Raw genomic sequence first — 20760 nt, forward strand, 5'->3', positions numbered from 1 at the left:
GATAGTCACGTGAACCAATCCATGATCGATATCCATATGCAGGTCATGTGGAACCGGCTGATCTCCGTCGTCGAGGAGCAGGCGCAGACCCTGATCCGCACGGCCTTCTCCACCTCGGTGCGCGAGGCAGGCGATCTGTCGGCGGGCGTCTTCGACCTGGAAGGCCGCATGCTGGCACAGGCGGTTACCGGCACGCCCGGCCACGTCAATGCCATGGCGGAATCCGTTGCGCATTTCATCGCCGATATCGGGCCGGACAATATCTTCGAAGGCGACGTCTACATCACCAACGATCCCTGGAAGGGAACCGGCCACCTGCACGACATCACCGTCGTCACGCCCTCCTTCCATCACGGCAAGCTGGTCGGTTATTTTGCCTCGACCGCGCATGTCGTCGATGTCGGCGGCCGCGGTTTCGGCCCGGATGCCCGCGAAGTCTATGAAGAGGGCATCTTCATTCCGATCATGAAATTCTTCGAGCGCGGCGAGCTGAACCGGACGCTGATCCATATCGTCCGAAACAATGTTCGCGAAAACGACAAGGTCGTCGGCGACTTCTATGCGCTCGCCGCCTGCAACGAAACGGGCCAGCGGCGGCTCGTCGACATGCTGACGGAATTCAATCTTCCTGATCTGTCGACGATCGGCGGCTTCATCCTCAAGCATAGCCGCGAGGCAACGCTGGAGCGGCTGCAGAACCTTCCGCATGGCTCCTGGAACTATAGCCTCGACCTCGACGGCTATGACGAGCCGGTGCATCTTGCCGCAAAACTCACCATCGGCCCCGAGGGGATCGTGGTCGATTTCGACGGCACCTCAGGCATGAGCAAGTTCGGCATCAATGTGCCGCTCGTCTATGCCAAAGCCTATGCCTGCTACGGTATCAAATGCGTCGTGGCGCCGGAAATTCCAAACAACGCAGCCTCTCTCGCGCCCTTCGAGGTGGTGGCGCCGGAAGGCTGCATCCTCAATGCCAAGCGGCCGGCGCCGGTCGCCGTCCGCCACGTTCTCGGCCATTTCGTCCCGGATCTCGTGCTGGGCGCGCTGCATCAGGCGCTTCCAGGCCAGGTCCCGGCGGAAGGTGCGAGCGCGCTCTGGAACCTGCATATGAGCGTGCGCCCCGTCTCCGATCAGATCGGCGGCAAGGGCGCAGAAATCCTGATGTTCAATTCCGGCGGCACCGGCGCCCGCGCCGCTCTCGATGGCTTGAACGCCACCGCCTTTCCGAGCGGCGTGCACACGATGCCGATCGAGGCGACGGAGAATGTCGGTCCCGTCATCATCTGGCGCAAGGAATTGCGCGAGGGGTCCGGGGGTGCCGGTGCCCAGCGCGGCGGTCTCGGCCAGATGATCGAGATCGAAGCGGCCGAAGGCTTCAGCTTCCGCTTCTCCGCCATGTTCGACAGGCTTGGCCACCCCGCACGCGGCCGCGAAGGCGGACTGAACGGCACGGCCGGCGCAGTTGCTCTCGACGACGGTACGGTTCTCAAGGGCAAGGGGCTGCAATTCGTACCTGAGGGCCGGCGCCTGGTCCTGTCGCTTCCGGGCGGCGGTGGTTACGGCGATCCGGCACATCGCCCGGCTGATGCGGTCGAGCACGATCTGAAGCATGGATACATCACAGAAGAACAGGCTGAAGCCTACGGCAGGAGCCGGACTAAGGGAGGCAAGGCATGAATATGATTGCATTCGAAAGCACACGTGTTGCGACGATCAAGTCCTCACCGTCCATGGCGGTATCCGTCGCCGCCAAGGCGATGCGGGCCAAAGGAGAGCATGTCGTCGACCTGTCGCTCGGCGAGCCCGATTTCGATACGCCGGATCATATCGTTCAGGCGGCGATCGAGGCCATGCGCAAGGGGCTGACCCGCTATACCGCGCCGGACGGCCTGGTGGAGCTGCGCGAAGCGATCGTCGCCAAGTTCAAACGTGAGAACGGCCTCGACTACGCCATGGATGAGATCTCCATCGGCAACGGCGCCAAGCAGATACTCTTCAATGCATTTCTGGCCACGCTGGAGCCCGGCGACGAAGTGGTCGTGCCGGCGCCTTACTGGGTCTCCTATACCGACATCGTCATCCTGCATGGCGGCATTCCCAAAACCGTGTCTTGCGGTGTCGAGGACGCCTTCAAGATCACAGCCGAGCGGCTGGAAGCAGCCATCACGCCGAAGACGCGTTGGTTCCTGTTCAATTCTCCCTCGAACCCGACGGGGGCGATCTATACGGCGGACGAACTGAAAGCGCTTGGCGCGGTGCTGGCGCGCCACCCCCACGTGGCGATCATGTCGGATGAGATCTACGAACATATCGTCTGCGGCGACGTGCCCTTCACGTCGTTCGTCGTCGCGTGCCCGGAGCTGAAGGACCGCACGCTCATCATCAACGGCGTATCCAAGGCCTATGCCATGACAGGATGGCGCCTCGGCTATGCGGCCGGTCCGCGGGAACTGACCCGGGCCTTGAACAAGCTTCAGTCCCAGAGCACGACCTGCCCGTCCTCCATCACCCAGTTTGCGGCCGCCGCAGCGCTCAACGGTCCCCAGGACTTCGTCAGGACGGCGGTTGCCGAATACAAGGCGCGCGGCGAACTGGTCGCGAGGGGCTTCAGCGCGATACCCGATCTCGATGTGCGAGCTCCGGAAGGGGCCTTTTACCTCTTTCCGAAATGCGCCCACTATATCGGCAAGACGGCGCCCGACGGCGCCAGGATTTCCAACGATACGGAACTGGCCTCCTATCTCCTCAGGGAAGGCAAGGTCGCAACCGTTCCCGGCGCCGCTTTCGGTGTCGAACCCTATATTCGCCTTTCCTTCGCGACATCGCGTGACAATCTTGCCATTGCCATCGAGCGCACCGCCGATGCACTGGCCAAACTTCGCTAAAGGGAAAATTCGATGACTGATTATCAGCGTACGCTTCTGACCGGCGCGGCCGGCGCTCTGGGAACCCAGCTGCGCAAGTCAGGAACAAGGCTTGGCAAGATCGTCAGGCTGTCTGCACGCAGGCCCTGCGAGAACGTCAAGCCACACGAGGAAGATGTTCCGGCGGACCTTTCCGACTTCGACGCCGTTTCGAAAGCCGTGGAGGGTTGCGACGCCATCATTCATATGGGCGGTCAGGGGCTGGAAGCCCCCTGGAACACCATCCTCAACGCCAACATCGTCGGCAGCTACAACATCTATGAGGCGGCCAGGCAGCATGGCGTCAAGCGCATCGTCTATGCCAGCTCCGTTCACGCCATCGGTTTTTACGAGCGCACCGAGACGATCGACGGCGACGTTCCGACCCGCCCCGACAGTCTCTACGGCGTGTCGAAGACCTTCGTCGAAAACCTCGGCCGTTACTATTTCGACAAGTTCGGGATCGAGACAGTGAGCCTGCGCATCGGCTCGTCCTTCCCTGAGCCGACGGACCGGCGCCACCTCATCACCTGGCTTTCCTATCGCGATTGCCGCCAACTCGTCGAAAAGAGCCTGTCGGCCGAACGCGTCGGCTTCATGGTCGCCTATGGCATGTCCAACAACAGCCGGGCGTTTTGGGACAACCGCACGGCGGCATCGCTTGGATACAAGCCGGAAGACAGCGCCGACGACTACGCGGACAAGGTCTTCGGCAAGACGAAACAGGGCGATCCCAACGATCCGGCGGTGCGCTTCCAGGGCGGCAGCTTTGCCGCCGCCGGCCACTATGAAGACGAGAAAAAGTGAGACGCCCTGATGCAAGCTTCCAAGTCATCCTATGACGTGGTGATCGTCGGTGGAGCAGTGGTCGGCAGTTCGACGGCATATTTTCTGGCGACCAATCCCGACTTCAACGGATCGGTCCTGGTGATCGAGAAGGACTGGACCTATCAACGTTCGGCGACGGCGCTGTCTTCCAGCTCTATCCGTCATCAGTTCTCGAATGCGATCAATGTCAAAGTCTCGCAGTTCGGGACGGAGTTCATCCGCAACTTCAAGGAAAATGTCGCCGTCGATGACGACACGGCGGAGATCGGCTTTCATGAGGCCGGTTATCTGTTCCTCGCCGAGGACGAACGCGGCGATCAGGTTCTCAGGCGCAATCACGAAACCCAGATCTCGTGCGGCGCGGAAGTCACGCTGCTCGATCCTGATGGTCTCGGCCGGCGGTTTCCCTGGCTGAACCTCGAAGGACTGACACTCGGCAGCACCGGCGAGCGGGGCGAGGGCTGGTTCGACAGCGTCGGTCTGCTGCAGGGCTTTCGCAAGAAAGCGCGCGCGCTCGGCGTCGAATACATCGAAGACGAAGTTTTTGCCGTCAATAGAGAGGGAGACCGCATCGTTTCCGTGTCGACGAAGAGCGGCCAGACGATCGCCTGCGGCACGATGGTCAATACATCAGGAACCAACGGCAAGAAAATCGCTGGGATGGCCGGGCTCGACGTTCCCGTGGAGCCGCGCCGACGCTCGCTGTTCGTCGTCGATTGCCGCACGCCTCTGGAAGGAAAAGTGGGCCTGACGATCGATCCTACCGGCGTCTTCTTCCGGCCCGAGGGCAAGTTCTACCTGATGGGCACCTATCCCAAACATGACCCTGAGGTAGACCCCAACGATTTCGATGTCATGCACGACGAATTCGATGAGGAAATCTGGCCGATCATGGCGAACCGGGTTCCGGCATTCGAGGCAATCAAGGTCGTCAACTCCTGGGCCGGCCACTATGACTATTGCACTCTCGATCACAATGTCGTCCTCGGACCGCATACCGAGGTCAGCAATTTCCTCTTCGCAAACGGCTTCTCGGGGCACGGTCTCCAGCAATCGCCGGCAATGGGACGGGGTCTCTCGGAACTGATTACCTATGGCGGCTTCAAGACCCTTGATCTTTCGCCATTCGGCTACGAGCGGGTAGTAGCACAGCGCCCCTTCCTCGAAGACGCCGTCATTTAACGAACAGCAGAGGGGCTCCCCGATGAGAAACGAAACATTGAAGCGCAGCGGCGGCCAGGTGCTCGTCGATGCCTTGCGCATCCATGGTGTCGAGCGCGTGTTCGGCGTGCCGGGCGAAAGCTATCTTGCTGCTCTCGACGCCCTTCACGACGTGGAAGACGCCATCGAATTCATCGTCTGTCGGCAGGAAGGCGGCGCTGCTTACATGGCGGAAGCCTACGGCAAGATGACCGGCAAACCCGGCATCTGCTTCGTGACCCGCGGGCCGGGCGCGACGAACGCGTCCGTGGGCGTGCATACGGCCTTCCAGGATTCGACACCGATGATCCTGTTCATCGGGCAGGTGGCGCGCGATCAGATGGAGCGCGAAGCGTTCCAGGAGATCGATTATCGCCGCATGTTCGGCCAGATGGCGAAGTGGGTCGTCGAGATCGAGGATGCCGCCCGCATTCCCGAGCTCATCAGCCAGGCATTCCACCGAGCGGTCAACGGCCGGCCCGGGCCGGTGGTCGTCGCCCTTCCCGAAGACATGCTGACCGATATGGTCGATGTCGCCGACACCCCGCCCTACAAGCGGGTCGAGGGCTTTGCCGGCCCGCAGCAATTCGAGGAATTGCTCGGCCTTCTCTCCGAGGCGAAGCGCCCGATGGTCGTCGTCGGCGGCGGCGGCTGGACGCAGCAGGCCGTTGCCAACCTGAAGGTATTTTCGGAAGCCTTCGGCCTGCCCGTCGCCGCTTCTTTCCGCTGCCAGGACTTGTTCGACAATACGCACGAAAACTATGCCGGCGACCTCGGCCTTGCGGCAGGGCCGAAGCTGATCCGTCATGTGAAGGATTGCGACCTGCTGATCTCCATCGGCGCCCGCCTTGGGGAGATGACGACAGGCGCCTATACGCTGATCGACATTCCGGTTCCGAAGCAGTTGCTCGTTCACATCCATCCGGGCGCGGAGGAACTGGGGCGCGTTTATCACGCGCGATTGCCGATCAATGCCAGCGTCGCTGGTTTCCTGTCGCAGGCGGCAAAGCTGAAGCCATTAGCTGCCCCGGTATGGAAGGATTGGACCAGGACGGCCCATGCCGACTACCTCGAAAACCTCGATCATCCCAAGGTGCCGGGTCCGGTGCAGATGGGCGATATCATGGAATGGCTGCGCGGACATCTCAAACCGGATGCCATCCTGACCACCGGCGCCGGCAATTATTCCGCCTGGGCGCATCGCTTCTATCAGTATCGCACCTTTCGCACCCAGCTCGGACCGACGAACGGTTCCATGGGCTACGGCGTGCCGGCGGCGATCGCTGCCAAGATCACCGATCCCGCGCGCACGGTCGTTGCCTTCGCCGGCGACGGATGTTTCCTGATGAACGGTCAGGAACTCGCAACCGCCATGCAGTATGACGCTCGCGTCATCTTTCTCGTCATCAACAACGGCATGTATGGCACGATCCGCATGCATCAGGAGCGTGAGTATCCCGGCCGCGTCTCCGGCACCCGCCTGACGAATCCGGATTTTGCCTCGCTGGCGCGATCTTATGGCCTCCACGGTGAGACGGTGGAAAAGACCGAGGATTTCGCCGGCGCCTTCGAACGCTGCGAGTTATCCGGCAAGCCGGGTCTCATCGAAATCCGGATCGACCCGGAAGCGCTGACACCGAAAATGAGCCTGACGCAAATTCGCGACCAGGCGATCGCCCAGGGAAAGTGATCGCAGCAAAAGGCGCCGCCTCAAAAAGCCGGGCGGCGCCTCAGCAGACCAGCGGAAAGTGAAGCCGCTTGAGGGGCGTGGAAAAGGGCGAGATAGGAGCGCAGGATGTGTCGCAGCAGGCGGATCATCCTTTCCTTCCCCCTGACTTAATCCTCGGTTTCGCTACTCGTCGGCTCATTGAGCATCGTGCGGTAACGATGGAGGCTTTCCTCCAGATGGACGATCAGCGCGGCCTTCGCAGCCTTGGCATCACCCTGGGTGATGGCGGCCAGGATAGCGGCATGTTCCTTGTTGATTTTCTTCAGGTAGGTGCTGTAGCCGCGCGCCGATTGGCGATGCTTGAGCACGAGGTCGAAATTGATGCTCTCTATCACCGCTTCCAGAAAACTCGGGAAGTGGGGATTGCGGGTGGCGCGGGCGATCGCGAGATGGAATTCGAAATCGGCGCGTGCCTCGACCTCGGCATCCTCAGTCACCAGGTTTTCGAGGTTGTCGTAGGCGCGGGCAATTTCAGCCAGCGCCTCCGGCGTGCGCCTCGACGCGGCAAGGGCGACGGATTGGATCTCGACGCCGAGCCGCAATTCCAGGATCTGCATCGCGGAACGAATATCCTCGATGCGGCTGATTTCGAAATTGAGGGTCTTTGCGTCCTTGTCGCTCACATAGACGCCGGCACCCTGTCGCGTCGTGACCCTTCCGCCCACCTTAAGAGAGGTGAGCGCCTCGCGAATGACGGTTCGGGACACGCCGAACTCTTCGCACAGCTGGGCGCTTGACGGAATTTTCTCGCCGGGAGCATAAAGGCCGGAGTCGATCCGTTCCATCAGCTTCGCAACGACGATTTCCGCAAGATTGCCTCGTTGCGTGATGATTGACACTGGTTTGCTCCGATTTTCACGATAAAATTTAGCACATATCACATATCATGCCACGTCTGATTGCGGAACGTCGGCTTTTTCAGACATTATCTTATCGATCACCTGAAAGGGATGCGGGATGCGCTTGTTGTCGATTTCCTTCACCTGCGAGCGGCATGAATATCCGGTGGCCATGAGACTGTCGGTGTCGCCGGCGGCATCGATCTCCCGCTTCCAACTCATCGCATAGAGGCGCTCGGAGATCGGCCGATTGCGGGCCTCGTGGCCAAAGGTGCCGGCCATTCCGCAGCACCCCGTTTCTGCTGCCTGAAGGTCGATGCCGAGGCTTCCGAATACGCTTTTCCATTGTGCGATGGAGGCGGGCGCATTGGTGCGTTCGGTGCAATGGGCCATCAACCGGAAGCTCCTGCCTTTGCTGGCGGAGGGGGAAGCGGCGAGCCTGTCGAGCTTGGCGATCAGCCATTCCTGCGGAAGGAGAATGGTTGCCTGCAGCCTCCCTTTGTATTCGCTGCGAAAGGCGAGCGTCATCGACGGATCGAGCCCGACCAGCGCCACGCCTGTATCATCCAGCCGTTGCAGATAGCGCGCGGTCCGCTCGGCCGCAGCCTCAAAGCGTCCGAGATAGCCATGCACGTGCAGGGCTTTGCCATTGACATGCGACGCCGCGAGGAAGGGCGATAGCCCCATTTTCCGCGCGAGTCCAATTGCGGCGAGGGCGACCTCAGGATCGAAATAGGCGGTAAACGCATCGGCGACAAAGATGACGCTCTGCTCCCTCTCACGTGGCGACAAGGCCTCGATTTGCGGAAGGGTCGCAAGCGGCACGCCAAGGCCGGCGGCTTCCTTCGCCAGAGAGATCCGCGGCAGGCGAGGCAGGGACGTCAGGCCGGCAACGCGCATCATCATCCTGCCGGCTCGCGTGCCGACGACCAAGTTGTAGGCAGGTCGTATCCGGTGGACCAGCGGCAGGGTGGTCTCGATGGCTGCGACCAGCGGATCCTTCAGCGGACGCAGGTAGCGTCCGTAGTAAAGCTCCAGGAATTTGGAGCGGAAAGCCGGGACGCTGACTTTCACCGGACATTGTCCCGAGCAGGCCTTGCACGCCAGGCAGGTGTCCATTGAAGCGCGGACCTCGTGGGAAAAGTCGTCGCGATTTTGAGGATTCAGCGAGTTGAAAACGCGCCGAGCGAAGCGCGCGAGCGGAACGCTCTGCCGCAGGCGTTTTGCCTCCTGGCGAGGATCGATGCCTTTCTCGGCAAGCAGCCTCAGCCATTCCCGCATCAGAGCGGCGCGGCCTTTGGGCGAAAAACGCCGGTCGCGTGTCGCCTTGTAGGAGGGGCACATCGGGCTCGTTTCGTCGAAATCGAAACAGGCGCCGTTGCCGTTGCAATAGGCGGCGTTGTCGAAGGCTGCGCGGATCTCGTTGCCGATGATGCGGTCGGTATCTCCCCGCAGCGGAACCTCGTCGATCTTCAGCAGCGCTTGGCCGGAAGGAGTTGCGATCTTGCCCGGATTGAGGCGGTTTTCCGGATCGAAAGCCCGTTTGATCTCCTGCAGGCTGGGATAGAGATCGCCGAAGAATTCCGGCACATATTCGGAACGTACCCCCTTGCCGTGCTCCCCCCAGAGCACGCCGCCATATCTGCGCGTCAGCGCCACCACGCCATCGCTGACCTCCCGGACCAGCCGGACATGGTCATTGCGGGTGAGGTCGAGGGCAGGCCGCACGTGCAGGACGCCGGCATCGACATGGCCGAACATGCCGTAGGAAAGGCCCGCGCCATCAAGCAATGCGCGGAACTCGCGGATATAGGCCGCGAGGTTTTCCGGCGGCACGGCGGTATCCTCGACGAAGGCGACGGGCCTGACCGGCCCGTCCACATTGCCGAGCAGGCCGACCGCCCGTTTGCGCATCGACCAGATCGCCTCGACGTCGGTATGGCTCCGCGCGATCGTATAACCCAGGTGACGGGCATCTGCGCCCGTGTCGAGAGCGGCGATCACTTCGGCCAGTTTGCGGTCGAGTTCGGCTTCATCGTCGGCGAGCACTTCGGCGATATTGATGCCGTTTGTGGTTCCGCCTGCATCGTCAGGGAAAAAGCGGGCAATGCCCGTCCAGACGATGTCGCCCCTGGCGAGGCCTAGAACTTTTTCATCGACCGTTTCCACCGAGGCGACATTCAGCGCGACAAGCGTGCGGGCATCCTCCAATGCCGTGTTGAAGTCCCCGTAACGAATGTTGATCAGCGCCGCATGGGCTGGAATCGGTAGAAGGTTAAGTTCCGCTTCGGCGATCATCGCCAGCGTTCCCTCCGAGCCGCAGAGAATGGCATTGAGGTCAAAGCGTCCGTCGCTGCGCCGGATGTGAGCGAGATCGTAACCGGTCATATAGCGATTGAGTTTCGGAAAAATCTCGGCGATCCGGTCGCGTTTTTCACGCGCGATTCGGTCGACCGTCCTGTGGATCTCACCGACGCTGTCCTCACGCGCGACGATCTCTTCGAGCGCCGCTTCATCGAGCGGGCGCGACCACCAGTCGGTTCCATCCGCGAGCACGATGCGCAATCCCAGCACATGGTTGCTGGTCTTGCCGTAGAGGCATGAACCCTGGCCGCAGGCATCGGTGGAGACCATGCCGCCGATGGTAGCGCGATTGGAGGTGGAGAGTTCAGGCGCAAAAAACAGGCCGTAGGGCTTCAACGCTTGGTTCAGCTGATCCTTGACCACGCCCGCCTGGACCCGAGCAATTCTCCTGATCGGGTCGATTTCGAGAATGGAATTCATATGTCGCGAACAGTCGACGACGATGCCTGAGGTGAGGGATTGACCGTTCGTGCCGGTTCCGCCGCCGCGCGGCGCGACGGTGATCCCCAGAAAAGCCGGCTCTGACAGCACGGCCGCCGTAATCTGCAGGTCTTCGACGCCTCTGGGGAAAAGGATACCGGCCGGCTCGACCTGATAAATGGAATTGTCGGTCGAAAAAACGGTCCGGCTCGCCGCGCCGCTTTCGATGTCGCCACCGAACCCCGCCTCGATGAGCCGCTGGAAGAATCCCGCAGCGGGAAGGGGGATTGAACCGTTCGGCCGGAGGCGTGGAATCATGTCGAGACCTTCAGAATGCACTTGAGCTTTATCGAAGTTGGCATATAAGTGATAACATACAATGCCAGCGGTGCAACGCAAAACACTGAGGTGGAACTTTGAAGAACCAGACCGCAATCATCGTCGGCGGCGCTTCCGGGCTCGGATTGACGACGGCCAAACTGATGATCTCGCATGGGGCGACCAGGATCGGGCTCATCGATCGTAATGAGCAGTTGCTTGCCTCTTCGGCCGAGGCGCTTGCCGCGCTCGGCGCCGAGGTCGCAACCGCGGTTGCTGACATTTCCCGGGCGGAAACGGCTCATCGCGGGTTCAACGAGATCGCCGGCAAGCTCGGTCGGGTCCACGTGCTCGTCAACAGCGCTGCCATCTATCCGAGACGCCCTATCCTCGAGATCACCGACGAGGAATGGGACCTCGAAAATGCGATCAACGTGAAGGGTACCTATCATATGATGGTGGCCGCCGTTCTTCATATGCGCCAGCACGTGAACGCGCCTGCGGTTACCGGGCGGATCGTCAACGTGACCTCGGTCGATGCTTTCAAGGCCCATCCCCAGAATGCGCATTATGCCGCAACCAAGGCGGCTGTCGTCAGCCTGACGAAATCCTTTGCCCAGGAATGCGCCAAGGACCAGATCCTTGTCAATTCCGTCGCTCCTGCCGGCTTCGCCACGGATCGCGCCAAGGAGCTGGGATTCCTTCCGGAACTGGCCAAGGCCAGCGCGCTTGGCCGCGCGGCCGAGCCGGTCGAAATGGCGGAGTGGATCGTCATGATGGCATCGAGCCGCAACACCTATGCCACCGGCGAAAACGTCGTCGTCAGCGGAGGCTATATCTATGTCTGAGCCGCTGCCCTATCGGGTCGCCGTGGTCACCGGTGCGACGAGCGGCATCGGCCGCGCCACCGTCGGCAAACTACGCGAGATGGGGCTGACGGTTTATGCCGTTGGCCGAAACGCCGAGGCTCTTGAGGAACTCGCGCGGGAAAGCGGGGCGAAGCCGGTCCGTGCCGATGTACGCGATACCGCGGAAATCGTCAGGCAGCTTCACGGAACAGACGTCGATATCCTGATCAACAATGCCGGCATTCTCTCGACACGGGCGACATTCAACGAGATCGAACCGTCCGAGATCGATGCCATGATCGACATCAATCTCAAGGCGCCGATGCATCTGACCCGCGCATTCCTGCCTGCTATGGTCGAGCGAAAGCGCGGCCACCTGATCTATATCGGTTCGAGCGGCGGTCAGGCGCCCTATCCGAACATGGCCGCCTACGGCCCGTCGAAGGCCGGGCTCAGCCTGTTTTGCGACAATCTGCGCTGCGACCTGCTCGGGACCTCGGTTCGTGTGACGGAGGTGGTGCCGGGCCGCGTCCAGACGGAGCTTTATCGAACCGCAATGGAGGGCAACCAGGCGCGGACCCTGCTCTATGACGGCTACCGTCCGATACAGCCCTCTCACATCGCCTCGATCATCTCGAATGCCATCGAGCTTCCCGTCTTCGTCGACGTCGCCAGGATAGAGGTCTTCCCGACGGACCAGGCGACCGGTGGCGGCACCATGGTCAAATTCCCGGAGCAGTAGGCGGGCGCTCGCTCGTTTCGAAGAGGCCGCGGGCCGCCTCGACCATTGACTGCAGGTGATCGGGGTCGCGCACGCCCTGCCGGTAAAGCTCGATGATGATGCTCGCCATTCGTTCGGCTTCGTCGCTGTTCCTTACCACCCCGTAATCGGTGCTCAGCCTGTCGAAGACGCGCTGGCAGGTTTCAAGATCGCGGGAGTCCAGCGGCACCTGCGATCGGTTTTTGATCGTTTGAACCATCTCTATTCCCTCGGGAAAGGCCCGCCCGGCGGTGCGGGCGGGCGATCATTCTAGAAATCCATGCCGGGGCCGGCGGGCATTGGCGGCGGCGCGTCCTTCTTGGGCTTGTCGGCGATCATGGCTTCCGTCGTGACGAGAAGACCGGCGATGGAGGCCGCATCCTGCAGCGCGGTGCGAACCACCTTGGCCGGATCGATGACGCCCTGCACATAGAGGTCGCCATATTCGCCAGTCTGAGCGTTCCAGCCGTAGGAAAACTCGCTCTTCTCACGCAGCTTGCCGACGATGACCGAGCCTTCCGCGCCGGCGTTTTCGGCAATCTGGCGAGCCGGCGCCTCGACCGCGCGGCGAACGATGTCGACACCGACGCGCTGGTCGCCATTGGCGGTCTTGATATTGTCGAGCGCCTTGACGGCGCGCAGCAGCGCCACGCCGCCGCCCGGCAGAATGCCTTCCTCAACCGCCGCGCGGGTTGCATGAAGCGCGTCGTCGACGCGGTCCTTCTTTTCCTTCACTTCGACTTCCGTCGAGCCGCCGACGCGGATGACGGCAACGCCGCCGGCGAGCTTGGCAAGACGTTCCTGCAGCTTCTCGCGGTCGTAGTCCGAAGTGGTTTCTTCGATCTGGGCCTTGATCTGGGCCACACGGCCTTCGATGTCGGACTTGGCGCCTGACCCATCGACGATTGTGGTGTTTTCCTTCTCGATCGAGACTTTCTTGGCACGGCCGAGCATGTCGAGCGTGACGGATTCGAGCTTGATGCCGAGATCTTCAGAGATGACGGTGCCGGCGGTCAGGATGGCGATGTCTTCGAGCATGGCCTTGCGGCGGTCGCCGAAGCCTGGCGCCTTGACGGCCGCGATCTTCAGGCCACCGCGCAGCTTGTTGACGACGAGCGTTGCGAGGGCTTCGCCTTCTACGTCTTCAGCGATGATGAGGAGCGGCTTGCTGGATTGGACGACAGCTTCGAGAACCGGCAGCATCGACTGCAGGTTCGAGAGCTTCTTCTCGTGGATGAGGATATAGGGGTCCTCGAACTCGACCCGCATTTTGTCGGCATTGGTCACGAAGTAGGGGCTGAGATAGCCGCGGTCGAACTGCATGCCTTCGACGACTTCGAGTTCGGTTTCGGCGGTCTTTGCTTCTTCGACGGTGATGACGCCATCATTGCCGACCCTTTCCATGGCTTCCGCTAAAAAGCGGCCGATTTCGGCATCGCCATTGGCGGAGATTGTGCCGACCTGGGCGATTTCGGAATTGTTGGAGATCTTGCGGGCGTTGGCCTTCAGTTCCGCGACGATGGCCGCGACCGCAAGATCGATGCCGCGTTTCAGGTCCATCGGGTTCATGCCCGACGTGACCGCCTTGGCGCCCTCCTTGACGATTGCCTGGGCCAGCACCGTTGCCGTCGTGGTGCCGTCGCCGGCGACGTCGCTGGTCTTCGAAGCAACTTCACGGACCATCTGGGCGCCCATGTTTTCGAACTTGTCTTCGAGTTCGATTTCCTTGGCGACCGAAACGCCGTCCTTGGTGATGCGCGGGGCGCCGAAAGATCTTTCGATCACAACGTTGCGGCCTTTCGGGCCGAGGGTCGCCTTCACGGCGTTGGCTAGGATGTCGACGCCACGCAGCATCTTCTCGCGGGCTTCGGTGCTGAATTTGATTTCTTTAGCAGCCATGTCCTCACTCCTTCATAGGCAGCCAGAGCAATTCCAGGAAAGTGCGACGCGGTTTTCCATCTGGAATCGCGTCTGAAATAAAAGGTTGGAGCGGTTCTGCTTTTTCCATGAAAAGCTGAAGCACTCCAGCATTGACGACGTCCGCAGGGATCTCAGGCGGCCTGCTTCTTTTCGCCCTGCGGCTCGATGATGCCCATCACGTCGCTTTCCTTCATGATCAGCAGGTCTTCGCCATTGATCTTGATCTCGGTGCCGGACCATTTGCCGAACAGGATGCGATCGCCGGGCCTGACGTCGAGCGCCTGGATCTGGCCGGCTTCGTTGCGCGCGCCGGGGCCGACGGCGATCACTTCGCCTTCCTGCGGTTTTTCCTTAGCGGTGTCGGGAATGATGATGCCGCCCTTGGTCTTTTCCTCTGAATCGACCCGGCGGACGAGAATGCGGTCATGAAGCGGTCGGAACGACATGTCTTCCTCCATCGACAAACAGTGATGACGTTTGTTTCCCTGGCCGGACCGGATGACCAATCCGGGCGGGTGCTCGCGCGCGAGCCTTGCGACAGTGATTTGGTTCGATGGTTTTGCAATTCAAGAGGTGATGGAAGAGAAATTGGCACTACCTGCTCGTGAGTGCTAACGCCCGGCAGGTAACAGAAAATCGCCTCCCGCGTTCGAATAACGAAGGCGACGGCGTGGTGCCGGAGGCGAGTTCGAGCAGAATTGAGGCTTGAATCCGGATTTCGGCATTCCCAACTCTTTGATGATCGAGGCTTACTTGAGCTCGGTCATCGTCCCACGTCTTTTTGGAGTGAGTGACATGGAAGAGAAGACCAATATCATCAAAGACCTCAGTATCGAGGAACGCGAGGAAATCCTCGTCGATATCGCTCGTACGCTGGAGGACACGGCGCGTGAGGCCTATGTCGAAGGCAACACGCAGTTTGCCGCACTTTCCAACAACATGGCCGAAGCGATCCGCGGCAACGCCGATGAACTCGCCCGTGATGATCCGGAAAATGCCGAGCTCGTATTTCAGCAGGCGACGGCGATGATCTCGCAATTCGAGGCCGTGCACCCCTATCGAATGGTGAGTATGGCCGTTCATTGATTGCCGCCCGGGCGGTGCGGCTCGGTCGCCGGCTCAAATCAATCGCCAACCACGCGGAACTCTCACTCTTTGCGAAGGTTATTGGATCACAACATCGAAAGGTGATCCATGACGACTTTCAAATCCAGCGTGCCGCCCGAGAGCGGCACCGACGATGCGCGGTCCGCCGATACAGAACGGGCCGAGACCGATCGTAAAAGGGCAATGGAAACTGCCCGACGCAACGCCAGCTCGGCATTAGATCGTGATACCGAAACCGAAACCCCAAGCCTGAAGCTTACAAAGGAATATCTTAGCCTCGGCGGCCACCGCCGATCCATGATTGACGACAATATCACCGATGTTCGCCAATGGGACGAGGATCCGCCGGAGGCCGAACGGTTCTGGAAGGAACGGGTGGAGACGCTTCCAAAGGATCAACGCAAACAGGTGGAGGATTTTCTTCCAACCATCAACACGCCCTGATAGGCGGCCGGGCCGCTCTTCGGAGGGCTCATCCCAGTGCGCTTGGAGGAGATCATGGCGATAGACAAGCACGAGCAGATACGCCAGCGCGCCTACGAAATCTGGGAGGCCGAGGGCCGCCCGGATGGCGCCGACCAGCGCCATTGGCTTCAAGCCTGCGACGAACTGTCGGGCGACGATGAGAATGAGACGCTGCAGAATCTGCTCGATGAAGACGACAGGGATGATGCGGCGCTACTTCAAGGCGCCGGTGAGAGTGGCGATCTCGATCGGCGGCGGGCGAGGCCTGTCCAGGCCGCCGTGGCTCCCGCCCCTGACATCGAGATGACGACGGGCGAAAAGCCTTACCCGCGGAAGATTAGAAAAACCGAAGGGCCATAATCGCCATGCAGCATCTCGACCATGCCATCCAGATCGCTCTTACGGCCCATGAAGGTAAGGCGGACAAAACCGGCCGGCCGTACTTCGAGCACTGCCAGCGGGTAGCCCTTCTGGTTTCCGGCGACGAGACGCGAACGGTCGCTTACCTTCATGACGTCGTCGAGAAGGGAAGCGCCTGGACGCTCGACAGGCTGAGGGAAGAAGGCTTTCCGCCGGCGATCATCTCGGCGGTGAATGCTCTGACACGGCGGCCGGACGAGCCGGATGACGACTTCGTCAGACGTGCGGCATCAAACCCGCTGGCCTTGCCCGTCAAACGGGCCGACCTCGAAGACAATCTCCGGCAGGCCGAACAGGCCGGCGAGAGAATGGAAAGATACCAGCGCGGCCTGGATCTGCTGCGCGAGATCAGGAACGGACAATAGAACTCGGACAAATTTGCGCAGTTCGCCTGCAACTGCCACCAAGGTCGGCAATTGGCGCAGGGGCGCACTACTCGGCTTCCATGTCATGTGCCGAGCGCGACAGCAACCTGGCCTCCCTTGCAGCGGCGGAGGCCGTTTGGCCCTATTTCATGTTTTGTTGGTAAACCACACCGTCGGCGCGCCGAGCACGCCTCCCGTGCGCATCGCCGTCTTCAGCTCATCCAGCTTGCTGAACGACTGAGCCGCTTCCAGCGTGGCAAACTCGTGGGTCACGGTAATATCATTCGGATTGTCGACGGCTCGGTAAACGGCTTGCGCTGTCACCCCATTGGCCTTCTGTACTGGCGAAAAGGCATCATATATTTTGCGCCAGGCGGCGTAGTCGGAGACCTCGTGCCTCACGAATAATGTCGTCATGTCATCCTCCCGCGTTGCATTTCCGGGTTTGGTCGAGACACATGTTACGATTGAACGAGGAACACCATGGTCTCGGGCAAGACGCCGTCACTCGCCATCGCATCGGCCGCAGCTTTGGTCTGCATGAAAGCCATCAACTTATCCATGTCTGCAACGTCCATGACCAAGCCGACGCGGTTAGACGTCTGAGGGTCTGTAAACGTGCGAATGTTCGTGACGCCAACGGGTTCCAATACCTCTTTGCGGATGGGTGAGGCGAGCCAGTGCTTCGTGTCTTTGACGTCGTGACAGATCATTATGGTAGGCATTGCGTCCTCCTCTCAAGATTTCGGAAACTGAAAGCAGAGTATGCTGCTGCGCTTTGCCGGATTTCATTACAGCAATGTCGCGAAGAGTGGGTTTTTCTTATTCATTAGTTGAAGATGTAAATATAATTATTGAGTAATTCGAAAATATTATGCGGCGGCGGCGTTGAGCGCGCATTGGTTTTTTGAGAATAGCTTTGGTGACGGTTCCGGAGTCAGCGAGCGTCATTGGCGCTAAGATATGATCGTGATGCCCGCACGGCGCCCATAGTCCCGCAGTTCGAGAAGGAGATCGGCGTCCGCACCGGCGTCAATGGATTGAACGTCGAGCCGGTCCTCTGCCAAGCGATCCTCGAACAGGATGATACATTGCTCGGGGTCGCACTGGCGGGACGTCCAGACCAACCCGTCGACGTCGGCGCGCGCCCGATGAATGGCTTCGGCCCATAGGACGGTCTCGCCATAGGTTGACTTCGGCGTTTCGATGAGATCCGTTTGACTGAGTTTCCAGGCCTTCAAATCGGGTGCGAAAAGGCTTGCCAGCCGCAGATCACGCTTTGGCGCGATGACGCTCACCGTCCGCGCTTCGACGACAGCAAGCCGGACGGTCTTGAACGCGGCGGTGGGTTCGATGTCGTGAAAGATCGACTCGAAGGCGGCCGCCTCTCTGCTCGTTGCGGCATAGAGCGTGGCGACACAATTGCCCTGCGCGTCGTTGAACGGAGCAAAGCTCGTCGGCTGTCCCTGGCAGGGATTGAATTGTCCTGCCCGGAACGATGACAGATGGCTTCGATGAAGCGCCGTACCTGCCTTGATCGTCCGGATGTTGATCGTTGGAAAAGGCGACGGCGGGCTTGGCAGAGGAGGGTGGCTCACCCAGCGACCTCTTGCCGCTCGCGGGTCGCGGCAGCCGTCACCGCGTCCATATCGTCAAGCACATCCATGGGCGGGGGAGTGTCAGGACGACCATAACCTCGCATATGCGCCCGTGGACAGATTTGATGGCAGGATCGATTTGACTTCCCAATATCGGTTGTCGCACCAATTTGACGATCGGATACGCCTCGTGCGTCAGAGACAGAGGTTTAGAATGATCGAACGCCAACTATTTGATCTCAAGGCCTATGGGCGCGACATCGGAACAAGGCCATGCTTTATCTGCGGCTTGGTCAGGAATGACCCTGCCTTCTTTCATCATCGCATTTTTGAAGACGGTGAGACGATCATTTTCCTGAGCAAATATCCCACTCTACCCGGCTATTGCCTTGTCTGTCCGAAGGCGCATCGTGAGGATCTGGCGCGGGATATGTCGACGGATGAATATCTTCGACTACAGGAGAAGGTGCACGTCTTGTCGCGTGCCCTCAAGAGCGTGTTCGACGCCGAGCGAATTTATGTGCTTTCGCTCGGCAGTCAGCAAGCCAATAGCCACCTGCATTTTCATGTCGTTCCCTTGCCTTCAAGCGTGCCTCTCGAAGAGCAGCAATACCATGCGCTGATGGCGGAGTATGGGGTCCTGCAGATACCTGACGATCAAATGGCAGAGTTGGCGCAGCGCATTGCAGAAGCATACCGTGCCGAGTTGACCGCACGATAGTCACTCCTGTTCCCCCAATCCCAGGCTATGTCTGGAGGGCGAATGCCGGCACCCGCTCGCCGTTCTGGCGAAAGAGCCGCTCCACCTCTTCGAGGCGAGGGCAGGTGGGCGGATTATCGAGCGCTTTTGCCCAGTTCTCGCGGCTGGGCAGGGCCATTGCGGCGGTCACGAGCACCGTGGTTCCGGGGCCGATTTCGCCGCGCAGCTGTGGCAGCAGGGTCTTGGCGTGGATGAGGTTGGTGTTCGGGATCGGGCTCATCGCATGGCCGGACCTTCGATTGGGCGATAGATCGACGATCGCGCTGACGTCGGTCTGTCCGTACCAGACGGCCCGGCCATCGCCCACATCGGAGCGATCGGCATTGAAATCCGCGCGCTCGATCGCAAAGCCGCCCTCGATGGTCATCAGGGCGCGTGGTGTGGCGATGCGGTGAATGCGGATGTGCCATGGGTTTTCGGGAAGCAGCCAGGTTTCGATGGTGACGTCGCTCCAGGGGCGCCAGCGCGAATAGAGCAGGTCGCCAGCGATCAACGCCTCTTCGAGAGTTTCCCGCATGCGGAAATGGACGCCGTCGTCGGAGAGGCCGAGCATGCCGTCGAAGCTTGCGGCGGAGAAATTCCGGTCGTCGGCTTCGATGTTGAAGGCGTAGCGGGTGGAATAGACGAATTTCGAATATTTCTCGTTTGCGCCGAGCATCTTGTCGTGCTGCTGCCCTGAGGAGAGTACGACCACGTTTCCCGGCGTGTGCATGGCGACCATTCCCGCCGGCTTCAACGCAACCGGCTCCGGAAATTCCGGCTGCGGCGCCTCCTCGGCAGCCCAGAACGGGTGATCCCCTGCAAGGGCGAGCGGCAGGAAGAATTTCAGCGCCCAATAGGGCGAGCCGGGAGAGTTGTAACTCTCGCTCATGAAGAGGTTCGGATAGCCGTAGCCGACGGAAAGAATGCCGTCGCGATCGGCAATCGGCATCGCCGACCACCAGCGGATATGGCGCATGTAATAGCCCTTGATCTCAGCCCAGGGCAGGGCTTCGACGCCGGCAAAGGCAAGCGCGCCCCAGAAACCTCCCGCCGCGAAGCGGTAGGTCTGGCTGCGGCCGAAGGCAAGGGCTGCGCCATCGGGGCCGAACCAGTGGCGGATATCCCTGGCGAAGATCTCGGCGCGATCGCGGAAGCGATCCTTGCGCGCCTCGTCGCCGTTGGCCAGCACCGCATAGATCAGGCCGTAGAAATGCATGGCGAAGGGAATGTAATGATCGACCCGCCGGACCGGCCCGTCGCGATACCAGCCTTCTCCGAGGTCGAACGCCTCCACTTCGTCGAGATAGGTGAGGGTTTTCCGGTGATCGAACGCCACGCTCACGCGTTCCAGCCCGAGATCGATGAGCACACGGAAGAATTTCCAGTTGTTGTCGATGAATTCCAGCTCGCGCGCGCTGAGAAGATAGGCGGCGACCGTCTTCTTCTCGCTGTCGTCAAGCGGTTCCCAGATGTGCTCGGGGACAAGCGCCAGGGCGAAGCCGACGGCGGCGAGCTCGACCAGCCGCTGATTGCGGTCGGCAAGATCGCCCCAATATTCGGGATGAGCAGGATTGGTGCCGTTTGCCAGCCCGCGGCGATAGAGATCCCAGTGCGGGAACGCGCCGCCGCCGGCAACGAGCGGAACGATCCCCCAGAGCGGCCGCGCAAATCCCTCCAGATCCGCCGCCGCCCGATCGAAGATCGCGCCGGCCGCGCCGAGGCGCACCCGGGCGCCGCCTTCGGAAAAATACGGCAGCAGCGGCTCGAAGAGATCGATGACGGCCTTGGCGAGGTCGTCGCGGGTCTTCAGGGGATTGCCGAAAAGCGGATTGGCCCGGGCGGGATCATAAATCATTGTCAGGCTCGAAATTCATGAAAAACAGGATCTGAAGATCATGCAGCCGCCGCAGCCGCCGCCGGAGAAATAGAAGCCG

At 60.7% G+C, this 20760-nt stretch carries 21 protein-coding genes; 12 read left to right on the forward strand and 9 right to left on the reverse strand.

Annotation, left to right across the window (positions count from 1 at the left end):
• Positions 1-9 precede the first annotated feature (9 nt).
• From HX898_RS30870 to HX898_RS30890, 5 genes are read left to right on the forward strand one after another with little or no spacing between them, the layout of a single operon-like run.
• Positions 10-1677 carry a hydantoinase B/oxoprolinase family protein gene (locus HX898_RS30870; protein WP_180196650.1) on the forward strand — a complete coding sequence of 556 codons (1668 nt, stop codon included), beginning with the start codon at positions 10-12 and terminating at the stop codon, positions 1675-1677.
• Positions 1674-2885 (forward strand): pyridoxal phosphate-dependent aminotransferase, encoded by a 1212-nt coding sequence (locus HX898_RS30875; RefSeq protein WP_180196651.1) that lies wholly within the window; start codon positions 1674-1676, stop codon positions 2883-2885. The genes HX898_RS30870 and HX898_RS30875 overlap by 4 nt, the downstream gene beginning before the upstream one ends.
• A 12-nt stretch (positions 2886-2897) precedes the next feature.
• On the forward strand, positions 2898-3710 hold the full coding sequence (locus HX898_RS30880) for an NAD(P)-dependent oxidoreductase (protein ID WP_180196652.1): 813 nt from the start codon (positions 2898-2900) through the stop codon (positions 3708-3710).
• Positions 3711-3719: 9 nt separating this feature from the next.
• The gene (locus HX898_RS30885; RefSeq protein ID WP_180196653.1) at positions 3720-4913 is read left to right on the forward strand and encodes an FAD-binding oxidoreductase; all 1194 of its coding nucleotides are present in this window, start codon (positions 3720-3722) and stop codon (positions 4911-4913) included.
• A gap of 22 nt (positions 4914-4935) precedes the next feature.
• Positions 4936-6621, forward strand: a complete 1686-nt coding sequence (locus HX898_RS30890) for a thiamine pyrophosphate-binding protein (protein ID WP_180196654.1) — start codon at positions 4936-4938, stop codon at positions 6619-6621.
• A gap of 146 nt (positions 6622-6767) precedes the next feature.
• Here the strand turns inward: HX898_RS30890 and HX898_RS30895 are convergent, their stop codons facing one another.
• Entirely contained in the window at positions 6768-7499 is a 732-nt protein-coding gene (locus HX898_RS30895; protein WP_138388710.1) for a FadR/GntR family transcriptional regulator, read from the reverse strand.
• Between the two features lie 45 nt (positions 7500-7544).
• The gene (locus HX898_RS30900; RefSeq protein ID WP_180196655.1) at positions 7545-10601 is read right to left on the reverse strand and encodes an FAD-binding and (Fe-S)-binding domain-containing protein; all 3057 of its coding nucleotides are present in this window, start codon (positions 10599-10601) and stop codon (positions 7545-7547) included.
• 98 nt (positions 10602-10699) lie between these two features.
• Here HX898_RS30900 and HX898_RS30905 point away from each other — a divergent pair, with 98 nt between their 5' ends.
• Together HX898_RS30905 and HX898_RS30910 are read left to right on the forward strand one after the other, a co-directional pair.
• Positions 10700-11449, forward strand: coding sequence for an SDR family oxidoreductase (locus HX898_RS30905; RefSeq protein WP_138388712.1), 750 nt, complete (start codon positions 10700-10702; stop codon positions 11447-11449).
• On the forward strand, positions 11442-12191 hold the full coding sequence (locus HX898_RS30910) for an SDR family oxidoreductase (RefSeq protein ID WP_180196656.1): 750 nt from the start codon (positions 11442-11444) through the stop codon (positions 12189-12191). Before HX898_RS30905 ends, HX898_RS30910 begins: the two co-directional genes overlap by 8 nt.
• Here the strand turns inward: HX898_RS30910 and HX898_RS30915 are convergent.
• The 3 genes from HX898_RS30915 to HX898_RS30925 form a co-directional block, all read right to left on the reverse strand.
• Entirely contained in the window at positions 12172-12429 is a 258-nt protein-coding gene (locus HX898_RS30915; protein WP_180196657.1) for a hypothetical protein, read from the reverse strand. The two genes, HX898_RS30910 and HX898_RS30915, sit on opposite strands and share 20 nt — an antisense overlap.
• A 50-nt stretch (positions 12430-12479) precedes the next feature.
• Positions 12480-14108, reverse strand: a complete 1629-nt coding sequence (groL, locus tag HX898_RS30920; protein ID WP_180196658.1) for a chaperonin GroEL — start codon at positions 14106-14108, stop codon at positions 12480-12482.
• 152 nt (positions 14109-14260) lie between these two features.
• Entirely contained in the window at positions 14261-14575 is a 315-nt protein-coding gene (locus HX898_RS30925) for a co-chaperone GroES (protein WP_180196659.1), read from the reverse strand.
• 349 nt (positions 14576-14924) lie between these two features.
• Between HX898_RS30925 and HX898_RS30930 the strand changes: the two genes are divergently transcribed.
• The 4 genes from HX898_RS30930 to HX898_RS30945 all read left to right on the forward strand — a co-directional run bounded on the left by HX898_RS30930 (position 14925) and on the right by HX898_RS30945 (position 16486).
• The gene (locus HX898_RS30930) at positions 14925-15215 is read left to right on the forward strand and encodes a hypothetical protein (protein WP_138388717.1); all 291 of its coding nucleotides are present in this window, start codon (positions 14925-14927) and stop codon (positions 15213-15215) included.
• A 108-nt stretch (positions 15216-15323) separates the two neighbouring features.
• Positions 15324-15680 carry a hypothetical protein gene (locus tag HX898_RS30935; RefSeq protein ID WP_138388718.1) on the forward strand — a complete coding sequence of 119 codons (357 nt, stop codon included), beginning with the start codon at positions 15324-15326 and terminating at the stop codon, positions 15678-15680.
• 54 nt (positions 15681-15734) lie between these two features.
• Complete coding sequence (locus HX898_RS30940; RefSeq protein ID WP_180196660.1) at positions 15735-16061, forward strand: DUF2934 domain-containing protein; 327 nt, start codon at positions 15735-15737, stop codon at positions 16059-16061.
• A 5-nt stretch (positions 16062-16066) separates the two neighbouring features.
• Entirely contained in the window at positions 16067-16486 is a 420-nt protein-coding gene (locus HX898_RS30945) for an HD domain-containing protein (RefSeq protein ID WP_180196661.1), read from the forward strand.
• 147 nt (positions 16487-16633) lie between these two features.
• Here HX898_RS30945 and HX898_RS30950 read toward each other — a convergent pair whose 3' ends face one another.
• The 3 genes from HX898_RS30950 to HX898_RS30960 form a co-directional block, all read right to left on the reverse strand.
• Positions 16634-16903, reverse strand: a complete 270-nt coding sequence (locus tag HX898_RS30950; protein ID WP_138388721.1) for a cyclase — start codon at positions 16901-16903, stop codon at positions 16634-16636.
• Positions 16904-16947: 44 nt separating this feature from the next.
• The gene (locus HX898_RS30955) at positions 16948-17211 is read right to left on the reverse strand and encodes a hypothetical protein (RefSeq protein ID WP_180196662.1); all 264 of its coding nucleotides are present in this window, start codon (positions 17209-17211) and stop codon (positions 16948-16950) included.
• A gap of 231 nt (positions 17212-17442) precedes the next feature.
• On the reverse strand, positions 17443-18084 hold the full coding sequence (locus HX898_RS30960; RefSeq protein ID WP_180196663.1) for an RES family NAD+ phosphorylase: 642 nt from the start codon (positions 18082-18084) through the stop codon (positions 17443-17445).
• A 214-nt stretch (positions 18085-18298) separates the two neighbouring features.
• Between HX898_RS30960 and HX898_RS30965 the strand changes: the two genes are divergently transcribed.
• The gene (locus HX898_RS30965; RefSeq protein WP_180196664.1) at positions 18299-18805 is read left to right on the forward strand and encodes an HIT domain-containing protein; all 507 of its coding nucleotides are present in this window, start codon (positions 18299-18301) and stop codon (positions 18803-18805) included.
• 25 nt (positions 18806-18830) lie between these two features.
• Here the strand turns inward: HX898_RS30965 and HX898_RS30970 are convergent, their stop codons facing one another.
• Positions 18831-20681, reverse strand: coding sequence for a DUF2264 domain-containing protein (locus HX898_RS30970; RefSeq protein ID WP_180196665.1), 1851 nt, complete (start codon positions 20679-20681; stop codon positions 18831-18833).
• Positions 20682-20760 lie beyond the last annotated feature (79 nt).

Source organism: Rhizobium sp. WYCCWR 11128, from assembly GCF_013416305.1.
Lineage (GTDB): Bacteria > Pseudomonadota > Alphaproteobacteria > Rhizobiales > Rhizobiaceae > Rhizobium > Rhizobium indicum.

Excerpts from the sequence above, each read along its gene's own strand:
- HX898_RS30875 (WP_180196651.1), top strand. The coding sequence starts at position 1,674 with ATGAATATGATTGCATTCGAAAGCACACGTGTTGCGACGATCAAGTCC.
- HX898_RS30950 (WP_138388721.1), bottom strand. The coding sequence starts at position 16,903 with ATGACGACATTATTCGTGAGGCACGAGGTCTCCGACTACGCCGCCTGG.
- HX898_RS30970 (WP_180196665.1), bottom strand. The coding sequence starts at position 20,681 with ATGATTTATGATCCCGCCCGGGCCAATCCGCTTTTCGGCAATCCCCTG.
- HX898_RS30910 (WP_180196656.1), top strand. The coding sequence starts at position 11,442 with ATGTCTGAGCCGCTGCCCTATCGGGTCGCCGTGGTCACCGGTGCGACG.
- HX898_RS30935 (WP_138388718.1), top strand. The coding sequence starts at position 15,324 with ATGACGACTTTCAAATCCAGCGTGCCGCCCGAGAGCGGCACCGACGAT.
- HX898_RS30965 (WP_180196664.1), top strand. The coding sequence starts at position 18,299 with ATGATCGAACGCCAACTATTTGATCTCAAGGCCTATGGGCGCGACATC.
- HX898_RS30900 (WP_180196655.1), bottom strand. The coding sequence starts at position 10,601 with ATGATTCCACGCCTCCGGCCGAACGGTTCAATCCCCCTTCCCGCTGCG.
- HX898_RS30925 (WP_180196659.1), bottom strand. The coding sequence starts at position 14,575 with ATGTCGTTCCGACCGCTTCATGACCGCATTCTCGTCCGCCGGGTCGAT.
- HX898_RS30955 (WP_180196662.1), bottom strand. The coding sequence starts at position 17,211 with ATGCCTACCATAATGATCTGTCACGACGTCAAAGACACGAAGCACTGG.
- HX898_RS30915 (WP_180196657.1), bottom strand. The coding sequence starts at position 12,429 with ATGGTTCAAACGATCAAAAACCGATCGCAGGTGCCGCTGGACTCCCGC.
- HX898_RS30890 (WP_180196654.1), top strand. The coding sequence starts at position 4,936 with ATGAGAAACGAAACATTGAAGCGCAGCGGCGGCCAGGTGCTCGTCGAT.
- groL (WP_180196658.1), bottom strand. The coding sequence starts at position 14,108 with ATGGCTGCTAAAGAAATCAAATTCAGCACCGAAGCCCGCGAGAAGATG.
- HX898_RS30940 (WP_180196660.1), top strand. The coding sequence starts at position 15,735 with ATGGCGATAGACAAGCACGAGCAGATACGCCAGCGCGCCTACGAAATC.
- HX898_RS30880 (WP_180196652.1), top strand. The coding sequence starts at position 2,898 with ATGACTGATTATCAGCGTACGCTTCTGACCGGCGCGGCCGGCGCTCTG.
- HX898_RS30945 (WP_180196661.1), top strand. The coding sequence starts at position 16,067 with ATGCAGCATCTCGACCATGCCATCCAGATCGCTCTTACGGCCCATGAA.
- HX898_RS30930 (WP_138388717.1), top strand. The coding sequence starts at position 14,925 with ATGGAAGAGAAGACCAATATCATCAAAGACCTCAGTATCGAGGAACGC.
- HX898_RS30885 (WP_180196653.1), top strand. The coding sequence starts at position 3,720 with ATGCAAGCTTCCAAGTCATCCTATGACGTGGTGATCGTCGGTGGAGCA.